The following is a 24299-nucleotide window of genomic DNA, read 5'->3' as shown; positions in this document are numbered from 1 at the left end:
TGCTCACCTCTGAAGAATGAGCAGGCATGTTTATTAATATAGGAATTAACCGTGATATAAATCAGGATGCAGCAAGCCTGCAAGTTTTACAGCTCCTTTTAAAAGAAGGGGGGATGGCCTGCAATAGAGGGCTTCTTCCAACACAAATATCCGATCCCGCTGTACAGCCTCTAATTCATTCCAGCCAGGACGTTTCTTCACGAGCTCCGGCTTCACTCTGTCTTGCCGGACCCCCACCCAGGCAAGGCATATATAATCCGGGTTGCGCTTTACTACGTCATCCCAATCGGTTTGGACACTTGCCAATTCAACATCATCAAACATATTCTTTGCACCGACCATTTCACTTAACTCGGTTAGCCAGTTGATCTTTCCAGGGGTGAAAACGGGCTTTGGCCACCATTCCCAATAAAGGGAAGGAGGATGTGACACCTTTCCACCGAGGGTTTTTAAGCGGTCTACAGTACTCATGAATTCGTGGCGACACTCTATGGAGCGTTCTTCGATTCCGCACGCTCTCCCCACCGTTAAAAGATCATCTGCAATATCAGTGAAACTCTGAGGGTTTAGCGTGATATGAGGGATATTCCTTTTTTCAAGTTCTGCTATATTCTTCTCCATCCCGGGTACGCTTAATGACGAAAGCACCAGGTCCGGCCTCAATGACTCCAGTTTATCCATGTTAATGGACAAATCAGGTCCAAGCTGCGGAAGGGACTTTACCTCCTCTGGATAATCGGAATAATCATCGACGCCTACGAGGGCAGGTGTCAATCCAAGGTAATCGATAATTTCTGTATTACTGGGACAAATGGAAACGATTCTCATGATCACACTCCTAGACAATAAAGAAATAATGAAGAAGAAGCGTCAGGATGATACCAGAAAGTCCGCCAAAGAATACTTCAATGGGTTTGTGCCCCAGTAATTCCTTCAGCTCTTTGCGCTTTTCCTGTTCAGGCTTATTTTGCCAGCCTTTTGCTTCTGACATGAATCTCTGGAAGTCCACCATCAATTGATTGATAACGATGGCCTGCTCACCAGCCTGTCTTCTGACACCCGTTGCATCAAACATCGTGATGATGGCAAACATGGCGGACACGGCGAAGATGGGGGAAGAGAGTCCCACTTCAAGGGCGACTCCCGTGGATAATGCGGTTACGGCTGCAGAGTGAGAACTCGGCATCCCGCCAGTCGATGTGATCAATGACCAATTCCATTCCCTTGTCGCGATAAATTGTATGGGTACTTTAACAAATTGAGCGAAAAAGATGGAAAATAAAGAGGCCCATAAGGGAAAATTAAACAGTACTTCCATGCTGTGAAATGCCACCCTTTCAATTGATTGAATAAAAATAATGTTCTCATTATATCATACCCTAATGACTGCCGGTTTAACTTCAAATGGGAGATTGTTAGAAAGTCGAAATAATGGGACATCTCCGTTATAATAAGGAGTGGAGGTGTCGGTAAACATGAAATTTTCTATTAATCAAAATGAAGTAACGACTTCAAATGGGGAATGCCTGATTGTGGGCATTTACCATCAACCAACATTTGAAGGTGAGCTGAAAGCACTCGATCAAAGATTTGAAGGCTATCTTACTCAGCTTGTGAAAGATGGAGATATTTCTTCTAAGCATAAGAAAGTGTCAAAGATACATACGTTTGGAAAGATAGAAGCCAAAAGAGTGATATTCGTAGGTCTTGGAAAGCAGAAAGAATTAACGTTTGATCGCTTAAAAGAGTCATTGGGAACAGCGTCGAAAGTAGTAAAGGGTATGAAAGTATCGTCCTTTTCTGTCGCACTGGAGACATTTGTATCTGAAGAAATGTTGGCAACGGATGTGGCCCACGCATTCATGGAAGCATTTACGATGTCCACTTATGAGTTCGATGGCTATAAGAAGAAATCGAATGAACCGGAAGTACATGTAGAAGCAATCGAATTTTTTACAACTGGAGATTCCAAAGAAATAGAGACGGCATTACACATTGGCTCCGCATTTGGAAATGGAGTAAACTCTGCACGTACACTGGTGAACACACCCGGGAATCTATTAACCTCTACAAAGTTGGCAGAATATGCCCTGGAATTAGCCGAAAGATATAGCTTTGAGGTTGAAATACTGGACAAGGAAGAGATGGAGCACCTTGGAATGGGGGCCCTTCTCGCTGTAAACCAGGGATCAGTGGAACCTCCGAAAATGATCGTCCTTAAGTACAACGGGAAAGAGGATTGGAAAGATGTGATCGGATTAGTCGGAAAGGGGATCACATTTGATACAGGTGGCTACTCCCTTAAACCAAAGGATGGTATCGTCGGAATGAAAACCGACATGGGTGGCGCAGCAGCCGTACTCGGTGCCATGGAAATCATCGGTGAAATCAAACCGGAACAAAATGTGGTGGCCGTCATCCCTTCAACGGACAATATGGTCAGTGGCGCTGCATTCAAGCCTGACGATGTGATTACATCCATGAGCGGTAAAACCATTGAAGTGTTAAATACCGACGCTGAGGGCCGTCTGGCGCTTGCTGACGGCATGACCTATGCGAAGCACCAGGGAGCGAACTACTTAGTTGATGTTGCCACATTGACAGGTGGAGTCATTGTTGCCCTCGGCGAAGATAAAACGGGTGCCCTTACGAATAATGAAGCATTCTTCGAACAGGTGTTGGAAGCTTCGGGTGAGTCAGGTGAATACATTTGGCAGCTGCCTTATACGGAAAATGATAAAAAGCGTGTAAGGGGAAGTAATATTGCGGACTTGAACAACTCACCTGGCCGTGCTGGACACGCCATCATGGGAGGAGCCTTCGTAGGAGAATTTGCCGAAGGTCTGCCTTGGGTACACCTCGATATTGCAGGGACCGCCACGACAAAAGGAAGTCATGATCTGGGTCCTTCAGGCGCAACCGGCGTCATGGCGAGAACGCTTGCACTACTGGTCGAACGTTTTGAGCCTTTAAAGAAATAAGTACGATGGAAGAGTCTTTTTTCAGTGCCTGTGCAAGGGGGCGCTGGGAGGGGGCTTTTTTTTGTCGGGAGATTAGTAGATGGAGGGGGTGGTATGTGGGAATGGGGTGTGGTTTGGTTTGGTAATAAATAGTAAGAGACGCAATTAGGTCTGGGAATGACGCAATTAAGTTAGAAAATGACGCAATAAATGGAAAAATGACGCAATCACTCTAGAAAATGACGCACTTCCCACGTACCCAAACCTATTCTAAACTCACATGTAAAACCCAGCCCTGGGAATCCGCGTCAGGTGAAGAGAATAGAACCTGAATGATAAAGAATACGGCTGCTTATGGTTAAAAGCAGGCCGAAACGAAAAAAATCCAGCAAAAATTGGACCGGATCCAGCTGAAACGACTAATCATCCAGTCTATTATCATGAATAGAAATACAGCCAACCACCAAAACACACCCCCTCATTATAATAAAAGTCCCCACCCGTCTTTCATCCTACTAAAGTATTGACAAACGCTCTTTATCTTGTTAAAGTTGAAATCGTTATTTTATTACTCTACCAATTTAGCGAACTAAAGTAAAATATCGATTTGATATATTGATCATGTAAGGAGGAAGTAGTTATGAACGCGGTTGTTATAGCGGTTCTTGTCATGCTCATACTGAGTCTCGTGCGAGTGAACGTTGTATTCGCCCTGATCACAGGTGCGTTAGTAGGGGGAATTACCGGCGGGCTTGGACTGGACGATACCATATCCGTCTTTACTGAAGGAATCAGCGGAGGGGCAAGTATCGCCTTGAGTTATGCACTATTAGGTGGATTTGCAGTGGCGATTTCCTATACAGGAATCCCGAATCTGCTTGTTGACTGGGTGTTGAAAGTCGTTGGGAAAAAGGGAGATTCAAGAAAAGCAGCCTTATCGAAAGCACTTATTGTTTTATCCATCTTAATCATGGCTTGTTTTTCACAGAATGTGATTCCGATTCACATCGCTTTTATCCCGATTTTGATCCCGCCTTTATTGAAGGTGATGACAGAGTTGCGTATCGATAGACGTTTAATCGCGACCGTGATTACGTTCGGATTGACGGCTCCCTATATTCTGTTACCAGTAGGATTCGGATTGCAGTTCCACGAAATCATCGCTCAAAACATGGCTTCAAGCGGAATGCAAATCAATCTAAGTGATATTCCGAAAGCGATGCTTCTCCCGGTGGGAGGAATGGTGATCGGGTTGCTGATTGCCGTGTTTGTCAGTTACCGGAAACCAAGAGACTACAGTCAGGCAGAAGAAGTGGTTGCAGAGGAAAAGGTCGTTTACAATAAAAGGGCGATGATTTTCGCACTCATTTCCATCGTAGTTGCCTTATACGTCCAGCTTCAGCTGGAATCTATGATCTTTGGGGCACTGGCCGGTATTGCCGTCCTGTATATTTCAGGATCAGTTAAATGGAAAGAGGCCGATGGGTTACTGAATGAAGGAATGAAAATGATGGCCTTTATCGGTTTTGTCATGATAACCGCTTCAGGTTTTGCCGCAGTAGTATCAGAAACAGGAGATGTCGAAACACTGGTGAAGGCGACGGCGGACGTCATTGGAGGTAACCAGGCAATAGCTGCTCTCATCATGCTGGTTGTGGGGCTTCTCGTCACAATGGGAATCGGTTCTTCATTTGCGACGATTCCGATCATTGCAGCCATCTTCGTCCCTCTTGCCATGGAGCTGGGATTCAGTCCCCTTGCCACCATCGCGATTGTCGGGACAGCGGGTGCTCTTGGTGACGCAGGGTCTCCTGCATCCGACAGTACGCTTGGACCCACAGCCGGATTGAATGCAGATGGGCAGCATAACCACATTTGGGATACATGCGTCCCGACCTTTTTACACTATAATATCCCTCTGATCCTGTTTGGTTGGATTGCAGCGATCATTTTATAAATGGAAGAGGCTGGGACAAAAGGGTTTCAGCTAAAGAAAAATCCGAACGAGTAAGCCTTTTATTACCATCACTCGTTCGGATTTTTAATTTTAATGCTAGAGCTTAATCCATGTATTAAGCAGGTTCTAGCTGTTGATTGGAGTGCCTCTTTCTTTCACATCCACCGAACAATCACGATTAAATGACAGCAGTCCACCTGCCCCAGTTTCTCATCAAAGACAAGGCGAACGCCATCCGGATTGAATGAAACAATCGGCTGTACCCTGGTACCGATGGTTTGAAGTAGCTTATGTACTTCAGGTAAGTTCGATTGTTGTGCAGCGTTCATGAATTTCGAAGAGAATTCTTTGGACGTGTTGATTTTTTGAAGTACTTTCTGGGCATCACCCATTAGACGCAAAGTTTTACCTGCCGAAGACATGAACGTCTTGGTTTCCACAGGTGGATAGTTCCGATTATATGAGGGTATTGGTTGTGCCCGGGAGTGGACAGGTGAGTAGGGGCGTTGAACAGGCGGATAAAAAGGATGGTACCGATACATAACAAAAACCCCTTTCTTTAGAAATGCTCTAAGGAAATGTATGAAATTGGGCACGGGAATATTCATGATGGCTTTTCAGACAGGGAAAATAGAGGATTTTCACCGTCTTTCCCGAACAGATAGTAGAGAAGACAATAATACGAGGTGATTCATGTGAATACAGAGAATACATTAATCGGTGCGTTAGGGATTGAACTTGTGGAATTAGGAAAAGGAAAAGTCATAGCGACGATGCCTGTGAATGAAAACACGAGGCAGCCGTTCGGTTTTCTTCACGGCGGGGCTTCTGTTGCCCTTGCGGAAACGGTAGCAAGTGTTGGAGCGGTACAATTGATCGACCTTGATAAAGAGATTTGCTTCGGCCTTGAAATCAATGCGAACCATATTAAAGCAAAACGTGAAGGAATCGTCACTGCGACTGGGACCGTCATGCATCAAGGAAGAACAACCATGGTTTGGGATATTAAGATCACAGATGAGGAAGATCAATTAATCTGTGTATCACGATGCACAATGGCAGTCGTTCCGAAACGATAGTCCAGGTAAGGTTTAAACAGTGAAAAATTGGGAAATCAACTACTAATCAAACAATTAGGAGGCCAATACCCAATGAGTTGGACTAAAAAGGATTACCCTGATTCACTGAAGAACCTGCCTGTGGGTGTACGGAATAAAGCGATAGAAATCGCCAATGCCCTTCTGGATGAGGGATATGAAGAGGGACGGGCGATTGCTATTGCCACTGATCAAGCCCATAAATCGGAAGAGGGAAGCTCAAGTGAAAAGACTGAATATCATATCACTCCCCATGACGAAGGCTGGCAGCTAAAAAAGGCAGACGGCAAGAGGGCCATCCTGGTCGAGGATACGAAGGAAAAGCTCCTTTCAAAGGCCAAGGACTATGTGACGGATCACTCCGGTACACTGGTCGTGCATAAGCAGGCTGGAAGTGTGGAAGACCACTTGTACCAGCGATAGGTAATTTAAAAAGGCTTGCCCCTAATGTAAATTGGGACAAGCCTTTTTTAGGTTGTTTATGATGAACTGTTCTGACGTTCGTAATGCTCTTTATCCTTTAGGTCATCCCGTACACTTTTATCCCAAAGCTTTACGCCCGAGTTGTAGGCAGCTCTTGAAATGAGGTGTCCGGCGACAGGTGCTGTGACAAAGATGAATACAATCGCAAGAATCAGTCGTGAATTGAAATGTCCGTGCTCCAGATAAAAATAAAGGAAAGTCGCGAGCAAAATCGACATGACCCCAAGCGTCGCACTTTTTGAAGCAGCATGGTTCCGCGTATATACATCGGGAAGTCTCAATAAGCCGAAAGCTGTGACCAGGCTCAGAAACCCTCCAATGACTAAGAAAAATCCGATTAGAAATCTAATGATCTCGCTCACGTTCGATGATCTCCCCTTTCTCTAAGAACTTTGAAAAGGCAACGGTCCCGAGGAAAGCAAGGATCCCGAGAAGCAGGATGACTTCGAGAAATGCGTACGTATCCAGCATCATGGACACAAGGGCAATGATGGCAATCAGGTTAATTCCGATTGCGTCCAGTGCCACGACCCGGTCCGGCGTCGTAGGACCTTTTACCACTCTGTAAACCAGGCCCAGCATGGACAGGGAGACGCATAGCAACGTAATTTGAAAAATAATGTGTAACATTAGCGGCTCACCTCCATGATGGCTTTCTCAAAGGAACCTTTAATCTCATTGATGGCTTCATCTACATCCGGAATATCAATGGCATGAACATAAAGAATCTTATTGTCATACGAAACATCCATAACGAGTGTTCCCGGTGTCAGTGTAATAAGATTTGCTAAGAGCGTAATTTCCCAATTGGTCTCTAATTCGGTCGGTAAAGCGAAAATCCCCGGTTGGAAATCCAGCTTCGGCCGCAGAATGGTTTTTAATACAGCGATGTTGGCAAGGATCAGCTCTTTCATAAATAAAAAGAATAAGCTGATCACGGCAGCCACCCGCAATAAATAAAACCGGGAACTGAAAAATCTTCTGAATGCAAAGATAACAAGCAATCCTAGTAAAAAGCCAATGATGAATGACTGAGAAGTAAAGGATACCGAGAGAAACATCCAGACAAAGGCCAGGAAAAAGTTTAATAATATTTGAAATGCCATTCTACATTACTCCTTTAACACTGCGTCTATATAGAGTTCCGGATTCACCAGTACTTCGGTTGCCTGTGAAAAGAGAGGGCGCATCGCTTCGGCTCCAAGGCCGTAGCATACTGCCAGCACAACGAGTATGGCTGAAGTCATCCACAGATAACGCGCATCTCCTTTTGATATACCCTTGTATTCCTTCGGTGTTCCCCATATGCCGTTTAGGAAGATCTTAATGACTGAATAGAGTACCAACAGACTGGAAGCAAGAACAATTCCTGCCCCTAAATAGGCTTCTGCTGCAAAACTTCCCCGTACAATTAAGAATTTGCCGATAAATCCACTTAAAGGAGGGATTCCGGCAAGGGAGAATGCCGCGACGAGAAACGTCCAACCGAGCCAAGGGTAGTCCTTTATCAACCCGCCCATTTTCTTTAGGTTGGCCGTGCCGGTGATGGCCATCATAACACCAACGAGTAGGAATAAAGCGGCTTTAATGATCATATCGTGCACAAGATAATACAGGGCACCTTCTAACGCTTCAGGATTCATGGTCGATACGCCGAACAAGATCACCCCGACTGCAATGATGATGTTATAGATGATGATCTTCTTGACATCCCAATAGGCTATGGCGCCGATGCATCCCATGATCATGGTCAGGATGGCAAGCATCGCGAGGATCTCATGGGTAAATCCGGTATCATGATAGAAAAATAAGGTATACGTCCTTAGAATCGAATAGACCCCGACCTTCGTAAGCAGAGCTCCGAATAACGCCAAAACCGGTGTCGGTGGCGCATAATAAGAGCCTGGCAGCCAAAAGTATAGGGGGAAGATCGCGCCCTTAAGACCAAAGACCAATAGGAACAGGATGGCGATGGCCGTCAGGATCCCCGGCTGATCCACCTGGGCTATCTTTCTTGAAATATCCGCCATGTTGAGCGTTCCCACAACGGAATACAGGTATGCAACGGTAATGACGAACAGTGCGGAAGAAATGACATTGACGAGAATGTATTTGATTCCTTCACGCAGCTGCGCCTTCGTTCCTCCCAGAACCAATAGCACGTAGGAACTCATCAGCATCACTTCGAAAAACACGAAAAGGTTGAAGATATCCCCAGTGGTGAAGGCCCCGTTCACGCCAACGAGCAGGAATTGAACGACGGGGTAGTAGTAGAACCTTTCCCGTTCAATTCCGATTGACTTAAACGAATAGAGCAGTACAACAAACGTAATGATGCTTGTCGTCGTCACGAGTAATGCCGAAAGCATATCCGAAACAAGGGTGATTCCGAAGGGAGCGGCCCAGCTCCCCAAGTTAACCGTCTGGATTCCTTCCTGGTGTACTGTGTTGATTAAAATCAGGGATGTTACGACGGTAAGCAGGGTAGATAGGACTGAAACCCCTCGTTGCACTTTCACGTATTTGCTTATAAACATTAAGATAATCGCCGTGAATAACGGGATTAGAATCGGTAGTATCAATAAGTTAGTCATTTCCTTCGTTACCTCTCATCTGATCCATATTATCCGTGCCAAGTTCCTGATATGCCCGATAAGCGAGAACAAGGAAGAAAGCGGTCACTCCAAAACTGATTACGATCGCCGTCAGGATCAAAGCCTGGGGAAGGGGATCTACATACCGTTCAGCATGCTCCCCGAGTAGAGGTGCGGCTCCCCCTTTAAGACCACTCACAGAAAGGATCAATAAATGGGCACCGTGGCTTAATAGAGCTGTCCCGATGATGATCCGGAGTAAGCTCTTGGATAACATTAAGTATACGGCGCTTGTAAATAGGATTCCGACCACAACGGCCATAATGATTTCCATTATTCACTCACCCCAATCGTTTGAATAATGGTCATGGTGACCCCGATGACAACCAGGTACACCCCGGTGTCAAAAAGCACAGCTGTATGCAAGGATGTCTTCCCTAAAAGGGGAAGGTAAAAATAATCGTATGCATGAGTAAGGAAAGGGACATTGAATACTAAAGCCCCTGCCCCTGTCGCCACGGAGAATAACAGACCGATGGCTGTGATGATCTTGTAATCCACCGGTAAGATGGTGGCAACGGTTTTGATATCATACGCCAGTAACAGTAGCACAATGGCTCCCGACGTCATCAAGCCCCCGATGAATCCTCCCCCGGGAGTGTAGTGGCCCGAGAAGAAGAGTCGTAAGGAGAACAGGATGATGATGAATGCGACCACATTGGTAACGGTTTGCAGGATGACATCATTCGTTTTTACTTTTGTTTTCATCCTTCATCCCTCCTTGTAAGGCGCAATTTGATCATTGAGAATATACCGAGTGCCGCAATGGCAAGGACGCAAATTTCAAACATGGTATCAAACCCACGGAAGTCTACGAGGATGACATTGACCATGTTTTCCCCGCCTGCTTTATCATGGGTATTTTCAATATAGTATTTCGAAATGGATTTAAACATCTTCGAACTGTAGGACGAAATGGCAAACAACGCGACCACCACTCCTACTCCGATGGAGATCAGAGCATTCCCCAGTTTGAACCTCATCCGTTCTTCATGCCTGCTAAGTTGAGGCAGGTGATAAAAACAAAGGAGGAAAAGGGCCACTGACACGGTTTCGATGACCAGCTGTGTCAGGGCCAGATCCGGCGCACGGAATAAGACGAAAAAGAGTGAAACCGTATAGCCGGCAGCTCCAAGCGAAATGATCGATGTTAAACGTGATTTCGCGAATAGTATGGTAACCGAACTGATTACGAGAAGAAGGGCGATGGCAATCTCATACACCCCGACCGGAGCCAGTTCCTTCGTATTGATGGCGAAAGCGCCTTTAAACCATAGGGCAAAAAGGGAAATGGCGATCAAAAACGAGAAGATGTATACCAGGTACGTTCGAATGAATCCTGTCATATAACCGCTCGTAAAGTTCTTGGCACCGCGTTCACTCTTGATCAAACCTCCATCATAGAAAGAGTTCAGCGTCATGCGTTCAGGAATCCATGTGTATACCTTTTTCCATGAAGGAAGGAGAAGATACAGCAGGACTCCGAAAAGAATAACACCAAGGGTCATGAATAACTCAGGGGTAAATCCATGCCAGAATGAAATATGCGTTTCAACGGCATGTCCTTCCTGAATCAGACTTGGCGTGATAGCGGCCACTGCAGGAGCAATGATCCGTTCTGACAGGATATTCGGAAAGAAACCGAATATGATGACGAGAGAAGCCAGGATGATCGGTGAAATCAACATGCCGAGAGGTGCTTCGTGAGGTTTCTTTTCAAGCTTCTCGGGCTGGTGCTTCCCTGTAAAGGTTTTGAATACCAGGATCATGCTGTATATAAACGTGAACACACTTCCCACCCAAGCAAGAAGGGGGAAGATCATGCCGAATGTATCCAGGTTGAAGATATCCATTTCAAGTACCCTGACCATTCCCGTAAAGAACATTTCTTTGGAAAGGAAACCGTTAAATGGAGGAAGTCCTGCCATGGAGAAGGCTCCGATGATGGCAACGGTGAACGTGATGGGCATGAAGTTCATGAGCCCCCCAAGCTTCCGGATATCCCGGGTACCTGTTTCATGATCGATGATTCCAACGACCATGAATAAACTTCCTTTAAACGTTGCATGGTTGATCAAATGGAATACAGCGGCGAGTGTTGCCACCATATAAATATTATCATCCAGCTCTGTGTAGTGAAGAGCCGCAGCTCCCACTCCCAACAAGGACATGATGAGACCGAGTTGACTGACGGTGGAAAAGGCGAGGATTCCTTTTAGATCCGTTTGTTTCACGGCATTGAAGGAACCCCAGAATAAAGTGAAGATCCCCACACCGCCAACAAGCCATAACCAAACGCTGGATTCCGCGAAAACAGGACTCAAGCGGGCAACCAAGTAGATCCCGGCTTTTACCATGGTGGCAGAATGCAGATACGCACTGACCGGCGTAGGTGCTTCCATGGCATCAGGCAGCCAGATGTGAAACGGGAACTGAGCTGATTTCGTGAAAGCCCCCAACAAAACCAGAAGCAAAGCAGGAAGGAAAAGTGCCTGTGTCATGAGCTGATCAGTCTGCATGATTAATTCCCTGATGCTGAAGGTACCGCCCATCAGATAAAGAAGCAGGAATCCTCCAAGCATACTGAGTCCTCCAAAGACCGTAATAAGCATGGATTTTTGTGCTCCGTAACGTGAACGCTCCCGGTGATACCAGTAACCGATCAATAAGAATGAAGAAATAGAAGTAAATTCCCAGAACATATAAAGAACGATCAAGTTGTCTGAGAGAACAACACCAAGCATCGCTCCCATGAACATCATTAAATACACATAAAAGTTATGTAATTGCTCCTTCTTCTTATCTAAATAGTAAATCGAGTAAAGGACAACCAGTGAACCGATCCCCGTGATGAGCATGGCAAACAGTAATCCAAGGCCATCCACATAGGCGATGAAGTCGATCCCGAAAGAAGGCATCCACTCCAAAGTTTCCTTGACGGTATCCCCGGCTTTCGTAATGGAGATGAATTGAAAAAAGTACGTAAATAAAGCTACTGGCAACAATAATACGAACCAGCCGGTATGTACATTCCGAAATGCTTTATAAAGAAATGGAATGAGTATCGCAAATAAAAAAGGCGATACGATTGCCCAATGTAATAAAGTCATGTAAAACCCCCCTTATGTAAAATTCATTTATTCTCAGGCATGGTCTATATGCCAACACTGTTCATTAACTGGCAACATTCTACTTAATCTTGACCGAAGCTGAACCCTAAAAAGCATTATAACGTAAAAAATAAATGCTTGCATTACTCAGCATCCCATCCATATCACAACTTTCAAGAAGTATTAAATATGAAGACAGACGGAAATGCGGGCTGAAAATTTTTGTTGAATTTTCTACTTTTGTCCGGACGCTTACAGAATAGTTTCGGTCAATTTGGTGAATCCTATCCATAAGGTGGTGAAGTTATGAAAAAGAAAACAGTAGCGGTTACGACCATATTTTTTGCTTTTTTTGGCTTTGCGTGGCTGGTTGAAACCGAAGACCGGTTTAATCGCGGTATCATTGAAACCGAGGATCCGACGAGTATGAATATTACGCCGGTGCAATATAGTGAGACAGAAGAAGTGGAAGAAGAGTTGACGAAAGAACCCATCCGCAGAAGGCAACCGTTCGGATCACGAGAATATATCAGAGTCGTTCCCCATTCCCATTTTCAGCAATAAGGATGTCCTTTCTTTTAATAGAGAAGGGACATTTATTGTTTATGTGCGAGAGGACAGGATAGGCCTATTGTCATTGTTCCATCTGTTTCTATACCCTTTTCAAGATTTCCATAAACGATTATGATGAGAGTGGATGAAGAATCGTTATGGGAGAGTTTTTAATTGAAAAATACATACTTAACAAGTTATCTGCCACTTTTTTCAATCTTATTATTCAGCCTTACCTTTTCCGTATATGCTGTGGAAGTATTCGTTGATGTATTTAAGAAAATAGGGGTTTATCCCGGAATGAGGGAGTTCTTATCAGAAATACAGCTTAAGCTTGCCATCTTGATCTTGATGATGGTCGCCTTTTTCATGGTGTTTGCTGCTCTTAAACTGATTGCGGAGACAATCAATGGCGTCTCCATGCTGTTCTTTGCGACGGATTCGGATGGGGAATTATACAACCTTGTTCGTTCAGGGTCCATGATTTATTTCTTGGGGGGCCTGGTGTCTGTCGTAAGTTTAAAGTCCTTTCTGGGATTATCCATCATCTTTGCCATAAGCTCCATAGCCTATTTTATCTACTTTGTATATAAAATAAGTCCGTCCCTCTCCAAATGGGGAATATTCGGAGTGGTGAGTTTGCAGGTGTTTTCTTGGTCTTCGTTGTTTTTGACGATTTTCTTTGTGTTTCTGAAGCTTTATAACGGAGTGATGGCAAGTTTGCCGATCATGTCGAAGGTGAAATTATAACGGAAAAGAGTCTGCAGCATGCTGCAGACTCTTTTTTAACAGGATCAAGGGGGTTATTCCATGATGCCTTTCCAAATTTTATGACCGGGCCGCTGTCGTTCGATTTCACTCATGTCACGGGGGATATCGTGGCCGACCCATACGCCTGTCGTAAGGGTGTCGGTCAAGCCCATCACCCAGTAATCATGGTAGTTATTGGTCGTGCCCGTTTTGATTCCAACATAGGGCTTGGATACGTACGCAGCTCTTCCGGTACCCGATGTGGCTCCTTCATTGAGCATTTTGCGTATTTTGGAAGTGGTATCAGAGGACCATACCTTCTTCGGTTCATTTTTCCAATGATAAAGAATCTTTCCGTTATTATCTTTCACATGTATGATGGCATGGCTCTTCTGGTAGTTTCCATCAATAAAAGAAGTATAGGCATCCGTCAATTCAAGGGGACTCATCCCATATGTGAATCCACCGATTGATGCGGCGTAGGTTTTGTCTTCCTCAATCACCCTTTCAAAGGAAAAAGGCGCTATGGATTGAAAAGCTCCTTCGATGCCGACTTTTTCCATGAGCCGAACCGCGGATCCATTATAAGACAGTGACATGGATTGCTTCAATGTGACAATTCCGGGCTGGGCTCCCCCATAGTTGATCGGACAATAGTCACCTACGCAATACTGATTGGCATTCACCTTATCATTGATGCCGGCCTTGAATTTCTCGATATAAGGGCCGTATACAAGCAGTGGTTTGATAGCTGAACCGGGTTGCCGAAAAGCCTGAAACGCATGATTGAAATTATACTTTTTATAATTCCTGCCTCCGGATAAAGCGACAATGGTCCTTGTCGTATTGTCGATAGTGACGGCGGCCCCTTGCAATTCTGCATTCAATTGTTCATTCAAAGCTCTGATGCTCTTTTGCTGAAGAGAGGGGTTCAGGGCTGTTTGAATCCGGACACCGGACGAAATCACTTCCTGATATCGATCCTCGAGCTTCTCTCCGATCACTTTCTTTTCCTCTGGAGAAGAAGCGTTCTCCAGGTCCAGCACATAGCCTTCATTACGCGCAATCAAATCTTTCAACTCATTCTCAACGTAAAAGGCATAGTCAGGATAAAGGTCGGTTTTCTTTCTGACATTCAGGGAGATGGGTACTTTCTTTAATTGATCCGCTTCGTCTTTGGATAATTTCTGTGTGTTCACAAGAATATCAAGCAGTCGCTCCTGACGAACCTTTGTTTGATCGAAATGGTCGATGGGATCATATTTCTCCGGATTATTCGGGATTGAAGCGATAAACGCCATCTCCGCTTGATTCAGCTCAGCAACGCTTTTTTGAAAGTAGTATTGGGACGCCGTCTCGATCCCGTATACACCATTACTGAAATAAATGACATTCATATATAATTCCAAAATTTCATCCTTTGATAAGGTTTGTTCGATTTCATGGGCGTAGAATAACTCTGTCAATTTTCGATTGTATGTTTTTTCCTGGCCCAGATATAGATTCCGGGCCAATTGCTGTGTGATGGTGCTTCCTCCCTGCTGGATATGGGTAAACACCAGGTTTTTCACAACGGCCCGTAAGATTGCACCTGCATCGAAGCCGACGTGCTCATAAAAATGCTGATCCTCTGAAGCGACCAGGATATCTTTCAGAAACGGAGGGATCTTATCATCCGCTACATAGAGGCGATAAGGACGATTTACTTCTGAAAACACTTTGCCGTCTTTGTCGAGAAGGAGGCTGGTGCGGTTCAGATCGATCGTATCCGTGCTCACCGCATGCTCCAATTCCTGTTGGAAACTTTGTACCTTATTCCATTCGTCGGTGGCAAAAAATAATGTCGTAAAAAAGATGAGCATAAAGCTGATCACCGTTATATAACCTGCAAAAACTCTCATATCTCACTCTACTTTTCTAGTAATCTTTCACATGGCTGGTTGTTCCAGAATGACGTATACTCCACCATAATAATCCAAATGCCCCTAAGAATAAAGCACCTGTTACATAAAATACGGAAGAAATGCCAATATATCCGGAGACGATACCGCCAAATGCCGGCCCGATCACGTTTCCCAGAAAACGGAAACTTTGATTATATCCAAGGACTTCCCCCTGCATGCTCAAGGGTGCTTCCTGACGGATATACGCTGTGATGCAAGGAATCATACCGCCAATGGCAATCCCGAACAGGAAACGGAACAGGACAAGCTGCCAGAGTTCGACTGCCAGGGCCTGTGGAACGATGAAAATGGAGGCAAGAACGAGAAGGATTGATAACACCTTTTCATAGCCGATGTCATCACCCAGCTGTCCCCAACGTCTAGTTGCAATTAAATTCCCGAAACCTGTAGCCGAAAAGGCAATCCCGGCCAAAAATGCCAGATTACTAGAAGAGGTAAGCTCATCTACATACAGGGCAAGGAGCGGCTGGATGCTGAAGTTCGCCACTTGGATAATAAGTGAAAGCAATAACACCGTCACGAGCAGCTTATGGCTGAAAATATGCTGAAGGACTTGTTTACTGGAATACTTGTTCCGTTGATCCCGCTGTTCCTTGCTTCGCTCCTCATGTATTCCTGCCAATACGACCGTTGCCGCAACAGCAATAGCGATGGAGGTGAAAATGAATGTATAGGAAAACCCTACATTATCGGCTAAAAGCCCACCAATGACGGGGCCGAATAGTCCTCCCGAAACAGTTCCCATCTGAAGAGTACCGAGCGTCCGGCCAGCTTCTTCCTTCGGGGTCTGGGAAGAAATCAGCGCCATGGATGTCGGGATGAAACCTGTCACCGCACCCATGATCATCCGCAGAAAGAAGAGTCCCCAAACAGAATCCATAAAACCCATTAGAAAAATAGAGGTGGCAATGCCGTATCCCGTGATGAGCAGAATCGGCTTATATCCAAAACGATCCCCGATCCTGCCCCATAAAGGGGAAATAAAGAACGCGGTCAAGAACGTTACCCCAAAGACAAACCCTGACCAGCGCTGTACGTATTCGTGGCTGTAAGTGCCAAAGGTTTCAATATAGAGAGATAAAAACGGCAACACCATTGTCGCACTTGCCGCTACTAAGAAATTGGCCATTAGCATGATTGTCAGATTCTTCTTTTTGTTTGTAATGGTTAACACCTTCTATATCATTTTTATTTCGTATGCCTAAATATTCATTTTATTAAAGATTGCCTTCATAGTCCACCGAATGACATTTATTCATGGTAAAACAGGGAATCAGTCATAATTTCCAGATGTAACATGATATAATGTAAGAATAAGAAGTATGGAGTAAATGTGCGCCAGTCCACTAGGCGTAGGGTTTGACATTCAGAGGAAGCAAGGAAAATGCGAAATGCAACCATTATCGTGAAAAAATTCTTTTATTATAGATGAATTGGGGTTTTATCTGAATTTTGAGGAGGGAGTTTAAGTGGTGAAAGCGGAACAGCTGGTTTTTATAGATTTTGAGTTTTCTATGCCTGAACGACATAGAGTCCCCAAAGGTTTCTTTCCTGAAATCATCGAAGCCGGGGTAGTGGTGGTAGAGAATGGCAAAGTGTCTGATACGTTTTCCTCTTATGTGAGGCCGACTGCGTTTCCGAAATTAACGAACCGATGTAAACGATTTTTATCCATCAGCCAGAATGAAGTGGACTCCGGGATATCGTTTCAAAGCCTGATTGATTATTTTAACGGGATAAATGCCGCGGGAGTCGCGAAGGTAGTGACGTGGGGAAATATGGATATGAAGGTACTGCGTGATAACTGTGTACAGTCAGGATTTCCATTTCCGTTCCAAGCTCAATTCGTGGATCTCTCCATGGAATACAAACGCTTCTTTGGTGATCAAAACCAAACGGGTCTGTGGAAAGCGGTACAGGAATACGGGAGGGAGGGAGTCGGAAAGCACCATAAAGCATTAGATGATGCCCTCACCACCCATCACATCTACAATCTCGTAGAAAAGGATAAAAAATACCTCGATAAAGCAGAGCCCACCACCATCGGGGATCGAATCGACCTCTCCAAATTCTATAACCAGCTCGCATGACAAGACGGGGGACGGACCTTCAACATGAAGGTCCGTCCCCCGTCTTGATTTAAAATGTAAGGTTATACATCAGTTCGTATTCCCGTTGGATGGATTTCAGTGTTTCAAGACTTTTTTGTGCATGGGGGGAAGCGTCCTTTGCCAGTTCTTCCTTTAATGCCGTGTAGGAATCGATTAATGATGCATTGTAATCAGGGACCTCACCTTCATATGGTTTGACTGTTTTCTCTGGCATATTGGCTCTCTCACCATTGGCGAGGGCTTTACGTTCGTGAAACAAAGGAACGTCCACTTCCTTGGGATTGTGCAAATCTCCCTGTCTGGGATGCTTTAAGACAGCAAGGATTCTTACTACATAGACGCCGGGCCGCTCCCCTGTGATTTCCCCTACGTACTTCCCGGTCTTATAAAAAGCCGTGACATAATCACCAATTTGAATGTTTTTCATAAAAAGCCTCCTTTATTGCATCAAACTCTATTATAATGAATACAGAATGGTACTTTTGAATTAACTACTATAAAGGTAACATGTGGAGGTACATATATGAAGCGTTTAATGATCGTCATCCTATGTCTCCTGGGTTTAGTTCTTGCCTCTTGTGGACAAACAGAAAAGGGAGATACGACAAAAGAACAGACAAAGGAAGACAAGAATCAGAAGACTGCAGAAGAAACCAAAGGAGATGAAAACATGACCTATCCCCAGCTTACAACAGAAGTTGCTGAAAATGAAAAATTAGTCGAAATGAAAACATCCATGGGAAGCATTAAAATCAAGCTTTTCCCTGAACAGGCTCCAAAAACCGTGGAGAACTTCATCACACACAGTAAAGAAGGCTATTATGACGGATTGAAATTCCATCGTGTCATTAAAGACTTTATGATCCAGGGTGGAGACCCGAACGGAAACGGAACGGGTGGAGAAAGCATTTATGGTGAATCATTTGAAGATGAATTTTCACCGGAATTATACAATCTTCGTGGTGCTCTTTCTATGGCCAATGCAGGCCCTGATACAAATGGAAGTCAATTCTTCATCGTGCAAAAGAGTGACATTGACCCTCAATTGGAAGATCAAATGAAATCTGCAGGATTCCCGGCAGAAATCATCGACGCCTACATGGAAAACGGCGGGACACCTTGGCTTGACCAGAAGCACACTGTGTTTGGACAAGTGGTCGAAGGTATGGACATTGTAGATGAAATCGCAAACGTTGAAGTCGGTGCAAACGACCTTCCGAAAGAAGATATTATGATTGAAAGTATCAAAGTTATAAAATAATCGTTCAAGAGCTGTGAACATTGTTCGCAGCTCTTTCATTTAGAAAGAAAGAATGAATGAATGAGTATTTCCTCGGAAATTGTCGGATGAACGTTCAACAATCGTTAAAAACGGGACGAATTGAAGTTGGTTTGTCTCTTACAGTGTTGTTATAATGGACCAAGAGTTTGATTTTCGAAAGGAGCTTATGATGCTTTCTTCATTTGTATTAAACTTATTTCTCTACTTTCCTGAAGATAAGTCCGAATATATCCCCGCCGGCATCACAATGGCCATCTTCATGATCGCTGCCCTGGTGACCTTCCGGATCATCCAGAAAATTTCAAAGCGTGAAGAATTGAAAACAAAGAGATTGGAAGAGGAAGCCAGGTTCCATAAGAGAACTGAATGACGATTATCGAACACGCCTTGGAGCGTGTTTTTTTTGTCTGATGGAAGTTCTTCTTTCTATGGTCCTTCATCAAATGCCCGCTTATTCCAACATCCCTATGTTTGTTGAAACAGCCTTATACAATTAGGAATATTTTTCACCTCGGGAGTCAACAATGGTGAAAGAGCATTCAGATATGGAGGAAAAGGCGATATGAAAAAAGTAACGTTATTATATATAATCACGATCTTAGTCCTGACAAGTGGCTGTGCCATTGAAAACCCCAAAAAGCTGGAAGTGGAAATGAAAAACGAAACCGGTGATTCATTAGGCAAAGCCACTCTTCAAGAGCAATCCGATGGAGTGGAAGTCGGGTTGGATCTAGAGGGACTGCCACCGGGTGAACATGGCATCCATATACATGAAAAAGCCGTATGCAAACGGCCGGATTTTGTATCGGCGGGTAATCACTTCAATCCGGATGACACGAAACATGGACTTCTTCATCCTGAAGGTGCTCATGGAGGGGATCTTCCCAATCTCATTGTAGGGGATGACGGGACTGTAAAGGTGACTCTCATGGCGCCAATGGTAACTCTCTCAAAAGGGAAAACGTCGTTGTTCACTAAAGAAGGCACTTCGCTCATCATAGACGAAAACAAAGATGATGGAATGACGCAGCCTTCTGGTGACTCGGGTAAACGCATTGCATGTGGTGAGATTAAGAGTGATCAGAAATAGAGCGTGCAAATAAGAAGAAGGTACCAGGTGCGGATCTGCACCTGGTACCTTCTTCTTGTCAGAAACCATTCTTTTATTGGAGTGCGGCTTTTAATCTTTCCAATCCGTCCAGCAGCGTCTGGCGTGGACAAGCGATATTCATCCGCACAAATCCTTCTCCTCCGGGGCCATACTTCGGGCCTGGTTCTAGACCAAGTTTCCCCTTATTCAGCAGACGGCTCTTTAACTCTTCATCGGGCAGGTTTAATTCCCTGCAATCGATCCATAGTAAATAAGTGCCTTCAGGATTTACAAGCTTCAAGTGAGGAAGCTGCTCTTTTATGAAGTCCTCGGTCACTCTTACATTTTCCTCTAGATACCCGAGGATTTCTTCCAGCCATTGTTCTCCATGGCGATAAGCTGCTTCCATTCCGATGATCCCGAATGTATTGAGGGTGAAGAAACCCTGTTTCTTATGGACGGAAGCAATTTTTTCACGAATAGCTGCGTTGGATGTAATCATCGCAGAAGCCTGTAATCCGGCAAGATTGAACGTTTTGCTAGGGGCAATACAAGTGATCGTCCTATCTCTGTATGTTTCATGCAGAGATGCCAGTGGAATGTGTGAATGGCTTTTATACACCAAGTCGGAATGAATTTCATCGGACACAATCACCACATCATACTTATGACACAGTTCAGCCATCTTCGTCAGCTCTTCCTTCTTCCATACCCGTCCGCTTGGATTGTGCGGGTTGCAGAGCAGAAAGAGTTTCACGCCGGTTTGAAGGGATTCTTCAAATGCTTGAAAGTCGATGGAATAGCTTCCATCATGATAATCCAATTGAGCATTCACGATCTCCCGTCCGTTATCCTCCACCAAATGAAAGAATGGGGTATAGACCGGTGATTGAACAAGCACTTTGTCCCCCGGGATGGTCAATGCCTGGATGATGGTTGAAATGGCAGGAACGACCCCAGGGCTGTATTGCAGCCAGGACGTCTCAATTTGCCAGCCGTGGCGCTTTTGTACCCAGTCTTTGATGCTAGTTGCAGTCTCATCCCCAACAAAGGTATACCCAAAGATTCCATGCTTCAATCTGGTTTCTAAAGCCTTTAACACGTCCTCTGGAGGAAGGAAATCCATGTCTGCCACCCACATAGGCAGGACATCGTCTTTGCCAAACACAGTACTTGTAAGGTCCCATTTAACGGAGGACGAACCTTTCCGGTCTATGATTTCTTCAAACTTGTTCATTGATTTTTCCCCTTTCGATTATGTACTTGATAGTCTTATCATATGATGGATACGAAAAAGATGAAAATGATATGTTTATTGGTCCGTGCGGAATTGAGCAGGAGCAATCGGAAGCATCCGGTGAAAAAACGGGTGTGCAAACGTTAAACGTCAACAAAGAATATACGTATGGACATAAAGCAAAAGGGAGAGGATGGAAGCCGGTCTATTGTGTGGAAAAGGTATATTCTGTATGTTAGAGTCATTAGAAAATGAAAAAGGGACTTCTCCCTACGTTTCAGAAATAAGCGTGTGGGAGAGTCCATTTTGAAATAGGGGCTCTGTAGGAGTGTCCCCTGTAACTTCTTCTGTCGTTTCAGAGACGAACGCGTGAATATGCTCTAAGACTTCCGAAGGCTTTTCCTCGGGAACAAGATGCCCCGTTTCTTTCAGTACTACGAGTTTAGAGTTTGGGATATCCTGTTTGAGCCTGAGACCTGTTGACAAAGGCACCACTCTGTCATGCTCACCCCAAACGAGAAGGCAGGGAGTTTGAATGTTATGCAGTTGATTTACGGATAGATCTCCTTCACGGTCCCGAATCATCCTCGTCAATGCCTTGAAGATATCGTCTTCAAGGAATGGCTTCAGATAGCCGAACATCATCTCATCGTCAATCATGGAAGCATCATGCACGACATTTTCAAGATTATTCCGAACCCCAGACCTTGTTAGCCACAGCTTCACATAAAGGTGGAAAAATGGCATGCGGCTTAAAAGCGTGACGGGCCAATTCATCCTTTTTAAATATCCCGAACTGCAAAGAAGAACGCCTTTTTCGACCAGGGAAGGGGCTTTTTTCATTACGTTCAAGGCAATCTGGCCACCCATGGAATGACCCATCAGATGAACATTGCTGACCTTCAGCTGATGAAGCAAGGCAATGACTGTGTTGGCCAAATTATCATAAGAGTATATAAACCGATTGTTCTTCCCACTGTTCCCAAAGGGAGGGAGATCGATGGAAATGACGTTATAATTTTCTTTCAATAAAGGGGTAAGCCGCCTGAAGCTAAAGGTTGAAGAAAGAAATCCGTGAAGAAGGACGAAGGTTTCAGTCGCTGTAGGGTGTGGATAATGTTCAAAGTACACGTTAGCCCCGTTGACCTCAACCACTTTGGCAAAATCCTGCTCTTTCATTCCCAGTCTCTCCTTTCTTGTCAGTGTACAGATATTTTACCCGTAATTTTGCAATTAACACCTCGTTTCGAAAGTTCTAACATATCCCATGAGAGCAAAGGAGAAAATAACCTTACCTCTTTTCTTATGTGTGACTTCTGATATAATGAAACCATTTAGTGGCGATGAGGAGGAATTGGCATGCAACTGAGAGAAATGGAGCTTGATTTAATAAGGATTTTACAAAAGGATGCGAGAATGTCTGTTGAAGATTTAGGGAAAATGCTACAAGTACCAACTAAGGAAATTGAAGAGGCGGTTGAAAAGCTTGAAAAAGAACACGTCCTGGTCAGGTACAGTTCGGTCATCGATTGGTCTAAGGTGGAAGGACATGAAGGGGTGACTGCCATGATCGACGTGAAGGTAGCTCCGAAACGGGGAGTGGGATTTGATGAAGTGGCTCACCGGATTTATCGATATAAAGAGGTGAAGAGCGTCTACCTGATGTCAGGGGCATATGATCTTTCAGTGACAGTAGAAGGACGATCAATGCACGAAGTGGCTACATTCGTTTCGGAAAAACTGTCTACCCTGGATTCTGTTTTATCTACAACCACTCATTTTCAGTTAAAAAAATATAAGCATGATGGAACGATCTTCGGTGATCATGGAGAAGATAGAAGAATCGTGGTGTCACCATGACCACGAAGACATCGTACATAGCTCAATCCGTGAAAAATTTGAAGCCTTCCGGAATCAGGAAATTCTTTGACCTTGCTGCCAATATGGAAGGGGTCATTTCTCTGGGGGTGGGGGAGCCGGATTTCATTACTACCTGGACGGTGCGGGAAGCAGCGATTCTCTCTTTGGAGCAGGGGTATACCTCCTATACAGCGAACGCAGGGCTACTGGAGCTGAGAGAAAAAATCTCCCGATACATGAAAAACGGGTACTCCGTCACCTATGACCCGAAAACGGAAATCATCGTGACAGTTGGAGCCTCTCAAGCACTTGATATCAGTATGCGTGCAATCATTGATCAGGGGGATGAAGTCATTGTAGTGGAACCGGGCTTCGTCTCGTATGTACCTCTTGTACAACTAGCGGGGGGAGTACCTGTGCGGGTGAAAACCAAGGCGGAAAATGGCTTTAAGGTCACAGCTGAAGAACTGGAAGCAGCCATTACGCCAAGGACAAAGGCTGTACTCCTTTGCTCCCCTAATAATCCAACGGGGACGGTCCTTGAAAGGGAAGACTTGGAACGTCTGGCTACGGTCATCAAAAAGCATGATCTCGTCGTCTTCTCGGATGAGATATATTCCGAACTTGCCTATGATCATCACCATGTATCCATTGCATCTTTAGATGGCATGAGGGACAGAACCATCGTTATTAACGGTTTCTCGAAAGGGTTTGCCATGACGGGCTGGAGACTGGGGTACATATGTGCACCTGAAGAAATCGCATCTTCCCTATTGAAGATCCATCAGTACGCGATGATGTGTGCGTCCACACCTGCTCAATACGCCGCAGTGGAGGCCCTCGATAAAGGAATGGACGATGTACTGGAAATGAAGAGGAGCTACCGTCATCGACGACACTATTTCGTCGATTCCCTGAACGAAAGCGGATTAACATGCCACACCCCTGGGGGAGCATTCTACGCTTTTCCTTCCATTCAAAAAACCGGGATGACTTCAGAGGAATTTGCAGAAAAACTCCTTATGGAAGAGAAAGTGGCAGTTGTACCCGGTAATGTGTTTGGTATGGGCGGGGAAGGGTATATCCGCTGCTCATATGCCTCAAGCATGGAACAGCTGCAGGAAGCTGTGAAACGGATCAAGCGGTTTGTGAAAAATCACGCTTAAGAGAAAATAAAGGGTCGCGGGGCATC

The 24299-nt window shown here is 44.8% G+C and carries 28 protein-coding genes; 13 read left to right on the top strand and 15 right to left on the bottom strand.

Annotation, left to right across the window (positions count from 1 at the left end; translation table 11 throughout):
- Positions 1–45: 45 nt before the first annotated feature.
- Positions 46–828, bottom strand: coding sequence for a cobalamin-binding protein (locus JI667_RS15500; RefSeq protein WP_206856775.1), 783 nt, complete (start codon positions 826–828; stop codon positions 46–48).
- Between the two features lie 10 nt (positions 829–838).
- Positions 839–1318 carry a divergent PAP2 family protein gene (locus JI667_RS15495; protein ID WP_206856772.1) on the bottom strand — a complete coding sequence of 160 codons (480 nt, stop codon included), beginning with the start codon at positions 1316–1318 and terminating at the stop codon, positions 839–841.
- Positions 1319–1475: 157 nt separating this feature from the next.
- Here JI667_RS15495 and JI667_RS15490 point away from each other — a divergent pair, with 157 nt between their 5' ends.
- Both JI667_RS15490 and JI667_RS15485 read left to right on the top strand, forming a co-directional pair.
- On the top strand, positions 1476–2981 hold the full coding sequence (locus JI667_RS15490; RefSeq protein WP_206856770.1) for a leucyl aminopeptidase: 1506 nt from the start codon (positions 1476–1478) through the stop codon (positions 2979–2981).
- Between the two features lie 619 nt (positions 2982–3600).
- Complete coding sequence (locus JI667_RS15485) at positions 3601–4917, top strand: Na+/H+ antiporter family protein (RefSeq protein ID WP_206856768.1); 1317 nt, start codon at positions 3601–3603, stop codon at positions 4915–4917.
- Between the two features lie 155 nt (positions 4918–5072).
- Here the strand turns inward: JI667_RS15485 and JI667_RS15480 are convergent, their stop codons facing one another.
- Positions 5073–5459, bottom strand: coding sequence for a hypothetical protein (locus tag JI667_RS15480; protein WP_206856766.1), 387 nt, complete (start codon positions 5457–5459; stop codon positions 5073–5075).
- Between the two features lie 153 nt (positions 5460–5612).
- Here JI667_RS15480 and JI667_RS15475 point away from each other — a divergent pair, with 153 nt between their 5' ends.
- Both JI667_RS15475 and JI667_RS15470 read left to right on the top strand, forming a co-directional pair.
- The gene (locus JI667_RS15475) at positions 5613–5996 is read left to right on the top strand and encodes a PaaI family thioesterase (RefSeq protein WP_206856765.1); all 384 of its coding nucleotides are present in this window, start codon (positions 5613–5615) and stop codon (positions 5994–5996) included.
- 72 nt (positions 5997–6068) lie between these two features.
- Positions 6069–6437: a DUF2188 domain-containing protein gene (locus tag JI667_RS15470; protein ID WP_206856763.1), complete on the top strand. Its 369-nt coding sequence runs from the start codon at positions 6069–6071 to the stop codon at positions 6435–6437.
- Between the two features lie 56 nt (positions 6438–6493).
- On the opposite strand, the gene mnhG is transcribed toward JI667_RS15470, so the two are convergent.
- From mnhG to JI667_RS15435, 7 genes are read right to left on the bottom strand one after another with little or no spacing between them, the layout of a single operon-like run.
- Positions 6494–6859, bottom strand: a complete 366-nt coding sequence (gene mnhG / locus JI667_RS15465) for a monovalent cation/H(+) antiporter subunit G (RefSeq protein WP_206856761.1) — start codon at positions 6857–6859, stop codon at positions 6494–6496.
- The gene (locus JI667_RS15460; protein ID WP_206856760.1) at positions 6843–7127 is read right to left on the bottom strand and encodes a Na(+)/H(+) antiporter subunit F1; all 285 of its coding nucleotides are present in this window, start codon (positions 7125–7127) and stop codon (positions 6843–6845) included. The genes mnhG and JI667_RS15460 overlap by 17 nt, the downstream gene beginning before the upstream one ends.
- Entirely contained in the window at positions 7127–7603 is a 477-nt protein-coding gene (locus JI667_RS15455) for a Na+/H+ antiporter subunit E (RefSeq protein WP_206856759.1), read from the bottom strand. Before JI667_RS15455 ends, JI667_RS15460 begins: the two co-directional genes overlap by 1 nt.
- A 6-nt stretch (positions 7604–7609) precedes the next feature.
- Positions 7610–9091: a Na+/H+ antiporter subunit D gene (locus tag JI667_RS15450; RefSeq protein WP_206856757.1), complete on the bottom strand. Its 1482-nt coding sequence runs from the start codon at positions 9089–9091 to the stop codon at positions 7610–7612.
- Positions 9084–9425 carry a Na(+)/H(+) antiporter subunit C gene (locus JI667_RS15445; protein WP_206856756.1) on the bottom strand — a complete coding sequence of 114 codons (342 nt, stop codon included), beginning with the start codon at positions 9423–9425 and terminating at the stop codon, positions 9084–9086. Before JI667_RS15445 ends, JI667_RS15450 begins: the two co-directional genes overlap by 8 nt.
- Positions 9425–9859: a Na(+)/H(+) antiporter subunit B gene (locus tag JI667_RS15440; protein ID WP_206856755.1), complete on the bottom strand. Its 435-nt coding sequence runs from the start codon at positions 9857–9859 to the stop codon at positions 9425–9427. The genes JI667_RS15445 and JI667_RS15440 overlap by 1 nt, the downstream gene beginning before the upstream one ends.
- The gene (locus JI667_RS15435; RefSeq protein WP_206856754.1) at positions 9856–12261 is read right to left on the bottom strand and encodes a Na+/H+ antiporter subunit A; all 2406 of its coding nucleotides are present in this window, start codon (positions 12259–12261) and stop codon (positions 9856–9858) included. Before JI667_RS15435 ends, JI667_RS15440 begins: the two co-directional genes overlap by 4 nt.
- Before the next feature lie 306 nt (positions 12262–12567).
- Here JI667_RS15435 and JI667_RS15430 point away from each other — a divergent pair, with 306 nt between their 5' ends.
- Together JI667_RS15430 and JI667_RS15425 are read left to right on the top strand one after the other, a co-directional pair.
- Positions 12568–12825 (top strand): hypothetical protein, encoded by a 258-nt coding sequence (locus JI667_RS15430; protein ID WP_206856753.1) that lies wholly within the window; start codon positions 12568–12570, stop codon positions 12823–12825.
- Positions 12826–12987: 162 nt separating this feature from the next.
- Positions 12988–13563, top strand: coding sequence for a DUF5366 family protein (locus JI667_RS15425; RefSeq protein WP_206856752.1), 576 nt, complete (start codon positions 12988–12990; stop codon positions 13561–13563).
- A gap of 53 nt (positions 13564–13616) precedes the next feature.
- On the opposite strand, the gene JI667_RS15420 is transcribed toward JI667_RS15425, so the two are convergent.
- Both JI667_RS15420 and JI667_RS15415 read right to left on the bottom strand, forming a co-directional pair.
- A complete protein-coding gene (locus JI667_RS15420) occupies positions 13617–15464 on the bottom strand; it encodes a transglycosylase domain-containing protein (protein ID WP_206856751.1) in 1848 nt (615 codons plus the stop codon).
- 16 nt (positions 15465–15480) lie between these two features.
- The gene (locus tag JI667_RS15415; RefSeq protein WP_206857052.1) at positions 15481–16692 is read right to left on the bottom strand and encodes an MFS transporter; all 1212 of its coding nucleotides are present in this window, start codon (positions 16690–16692) and stop codon (positions 15481–15483) included.
- Between the two features lie 304 nt (positions 16693–16996).
- On the opposite strand from JI667_RS15415, the gene kapD reads away from it, so the two are divergent.
- Complete coding sequence (gene kapD / locus JI667_RS15410) at positions 16997–17617, top strand: 3'-5' exonuclease KapD (RefSeq protein ID WP_206856750.1); 621 nt, start codon at positions 16997–16999, stop codon at positions 17615–17617.
- Positions 17618–17666: 49 nt separating this feature from the next.
- Here kapD and JI667_RS15405 read toward each other — a convergent pair whose 3' ends face one another.
- A complete protein-coding gene (locus tag JI667_RS15405; RefSeq protein ID WP_206856741.1) occupies positions 17667–18065 on the bottom strand; it encodes a kinase-associated lipoprotein B in 399 nt (132 codons plus the stop codon).
- Positions 18066–18161: 96 nt separating this feature from the next.
- Here JI667_RS15405 and JI667_RS15400 point away from each other — a divergent pair, with 96 nt between their 5' ends.
- The 3 genes from JI667_RS15400 (at position 18162) to JI667_RS15390 (ending at position 20010) form a co-directional block, all read left to right on the top strand.
- Complete coding sequence (locus tag JI667_RS15400) at positions 18162–18899, top strand: peptidylprolyl isomerase (protein ID WP_206856739.1); 738 nt, start codon at positions 18162–18164, stop codon at positions 18897–18899.
- A 190-nt stretch (positions 18900–19089) separates the two neighbouring features.
- Entirely contained in the window at positions 19090–19290 is a 201-nt protein-coding gene (locus tag JI667_RS15395; RefSeq protein WP_206857050.1) for a hypothetical protein, read from the top strand.
- Between the two features lie 192 nt (positions 19291–19482).
- Positions 19483–20010 carry a superoxide dismutase family protein gene (locus JI667_RS15390; protein WP_206856738.1) on the top strand — a complete coding sequence of 176 codons (528 nt, stop codon included), beginning with the start codon at positions 19483–19485 and terminating at the stop codon, positions 20008–20010.
- A 73-nt stretch (positions 20011–20083) separates the two neighbouring features.
- Here JI667_RS15390 and JI667_RS15385 read toward each other — a convergent pair whose 3' ends face one another.
- The gene (locus JI667_RS15385; protein ID WP_206856736.1) at positions 20084–21247 is read right to left on the bottom strand and encodes a MalY/PatB family protein; all 1164 of its coding nucleotides are present in this window, start codon (positions 21245–21247) and stop codon (positions 20084–20086) included.
- A gap of 71 nt (positions 21248–21318) precedes the next feature.
- On the opposite strand from JI667_RS15385, the gene JI667_RS15380 reads away from it, so the two are divergent.
- Entirely contained in the window at positions 21319–21486 is a 168-nt protein-coding gene (locus JI667_RS15380) for a hypothetical protein (RefSeq protein ID WP_206856733.1), read from the top strand.
- A gap of 31 nt (positions 21487–21517) precedes the next feature.
- Here JI667_RS15380 and JI667_RS15375 read toward each other — a convergent pair whose 3' ends face one another.
- Complete coding sequence (locus tag JI667_RS15375; RefSeq protein ID WP_206856732.1) at positions 21518–22426, bottom strand: alpha/beta fold hydrolase; 909 nt, start codon at positions 22424–22426, stop codon at positions 21518–21520.
- A gap of 180 nt (positions 22427–22606) precedes the next feature.
- Here JI667_RS15375 and JI667_RS15370 point away from each other — a divergent pair, with 180 nt between their 5' ends.
- Positions 22607–23107, top strand: coding sequence for an Lrp/AsnC family transcriptional regulator (locus JI667_RS15370; RefSeq protein ID WP_206856731.1), 501 nt, complete (start codon positions 22607–22609; stop codon positions 23105–23107).
- Positions 23104–24273, top strand: a complete 1170-nt coding sequence (locus tag JI667_RS15365) for an aminotransferase (protein ID WP_206856730.1) — start codon at positions 23104–23106, stop codon at positions 24271–24273. The genes JI667_RS15370 and JI667_RS15365 overlap by 4 nt, the downstream gene beginning before the upstream one ends.
- Positions 24274–24299 lie beyond the last annotated feature (26 nt).

This window comes from Bacillus sp. NTK074B (assembly GCF_017303375.1).
GTDB lineage: Bacteria > Bacillota > Bacilli > Bacillales > Bacillaceae_B > Rossellomorea.
This window is presented reverse-complemented; position numbering and strand designations above follow the sequence as displayed.

Excerpts from the sequence above, each read along its gene's own strand:
- JI667_RS15485 (WP_206856768.1), top strand. The coding sequence starts at position 3,601 with ATGAACGCGGTTGTTATAGCGGTTCTTGTCATGCTCATACTGAGTCTC.
- JI667_RS15500 (WP_206856775.1), bottom strand. The coding sequence starts at position 828 with ATGAGAATCGTTTCCATTTGTCCCAGTAATACAGAAATTATCGATTAC.
- JI667_RS15430 (WP_206856753.1), top strand. The coding sequence starts at position 12,568 with ATGAAAAAGAAAACAGTAGCGGTTACGACCATATTTTTTGCTTTTTTT.
- JI667_RS15380 (WP_206856733.1), top strand. The coding sequence starts at position 21,319 with ATGTTTATTGGTCCGTGCGGAATTGAGCAGGAGCAATCGGAAGCATCC.
- JI667_RS15405 (WP_206856741.1), bottom strand. The coding sequence starts at position 18,065 with ATGAAAAACATTCAAATTGGTGATTATGTCACGGCTTTTTATAAGACC.
- JI667_RS15370 (WP_206856731.1), top strand. The coding sequence starts at position 22,607 with ATGCAACTGAGAGAAATGGAGCTTGATTTAATAAGGATTTTACAAAAG.
- JI667_RS15365 (WP_206856730.1), top strand. The coding sequence starts at position 23,104 with ATGACCACGAAGACATCGTACATAGCTCAATCCGTGAAAAATTTGAAG.
- JI667_RS15460 (WP_206856760.1), bottom strand. The coding sequence starts at position 7,127 with ATGTTACACATTATTTTTCAAATTACGTTGCTATGCGTCTCCCTGTCC.
- JI667_RS15400 (WP_206856739.1), top strand. The coding sequence starts at position 18,162 with ATGAAGCGTTTAATGATCGTCATCCTATGTCTCCTGGGTTTAGTTCTT.
- JI667_RS15470 (WP_206856763.1), top strand. The coding sequence starts at position 6,069 with ATGAGTTGGACTAAAAAGGATTACCCTGATTCACTGAAGAACCTGCCT.
- JI667_RS15445 (WP_206856756.1), bottom strand. The coding sequence starts at position 9,425 with ATGGAAATCATTATGGCCGTTGTGGTCGGAATCCTATTTACAAGCGCC.
- JI667_RS15375 (WP_206856732.1), bottom strand. The coding sequence starts at position 22,426 with ATGAAAGAGCAGGATTTTGCCAAAGTGGTTGAGGTCAACGGGGCTAAC.
- JI667_RS15420 (WP_206856751.1), bottom strand. The coding sequence starts at position 15,464 with ATGAGAGTTTTTGCAGGTTATATAACGGTGATCAGCTTTATGCTCATC.
- JI667_RS15450 (WP_206856757.1), bottom strand. The coding sequence starts at position 9,091 with ATGACTAACTTATTGATACTACCGATTCTAATCCCGTTATTCACGGCG.
- JI667_RS15390 (WP_206856738.1), top strand. The coding sequence starts at position 19,483 with ATGAAAAAAGTAACGTTATTATATATAATCACGATCTTAGTCCTGACA.
- JI667_RS15395 (WP_206857050.1), top strand. The coding sequence starts at position 19,090 with ATGCTTTCTTCATTTGTATTAAACTTATTTCTCTACTTTCCTGAAGAT.
- JI667_RS15480 (WP_206856766.1), bottom strand. The coding sequence starts at position 5,459 with ATGTATCGGTACCATCCTTTTTATCCGCCTGTTCAACGCCCCTACTCA.
- JI667_RS15495 (WP_206856772.1), bottom strand. The coding sequence starts at position 1,318 with ATGGAAGTACTGTTTAATTTTCCCTTATGGGCCTCTTTATTTTCCATC.
- JI667_RS15490 (WP_206856770.1), top strand. The coding sequence starts at position 1,476 with ATGAAATTTTCTATTAATCAAAATGAAGTAACGACTTCAAATGGGGAA.
- JI667_RS15435 (WP_206856754.1), bottom strand. The coding sequence starts at position 12,261 with ATGACTTTATTACATTGGGCAATCGTATCGCCTTTTTTATTTGCGATA.
- JI667_RS15385 (WP_206856736.1), bottom strand. The coding sequence starts at position 21,247 with ATGAACAAGTTTGAAGAAATCATAGACCGGAAAGGTTCGTCCTCCGTT.
- JI667_RS15455 (WP_206856759.1), bottom strand. The coding sequence starts at position 7,603 with ATGGCATTTCAAATATTATTAAACTTTTTCCTGGCCTTTGTCTGGATG.
- JI667_RS15440 (WP_206856755.1), bottom strand. The coding sequence starts at position 9,859 with ATGAAAACAAAAGTAAAAACGAATGATGTCATCCTGCAAACCGTTACC.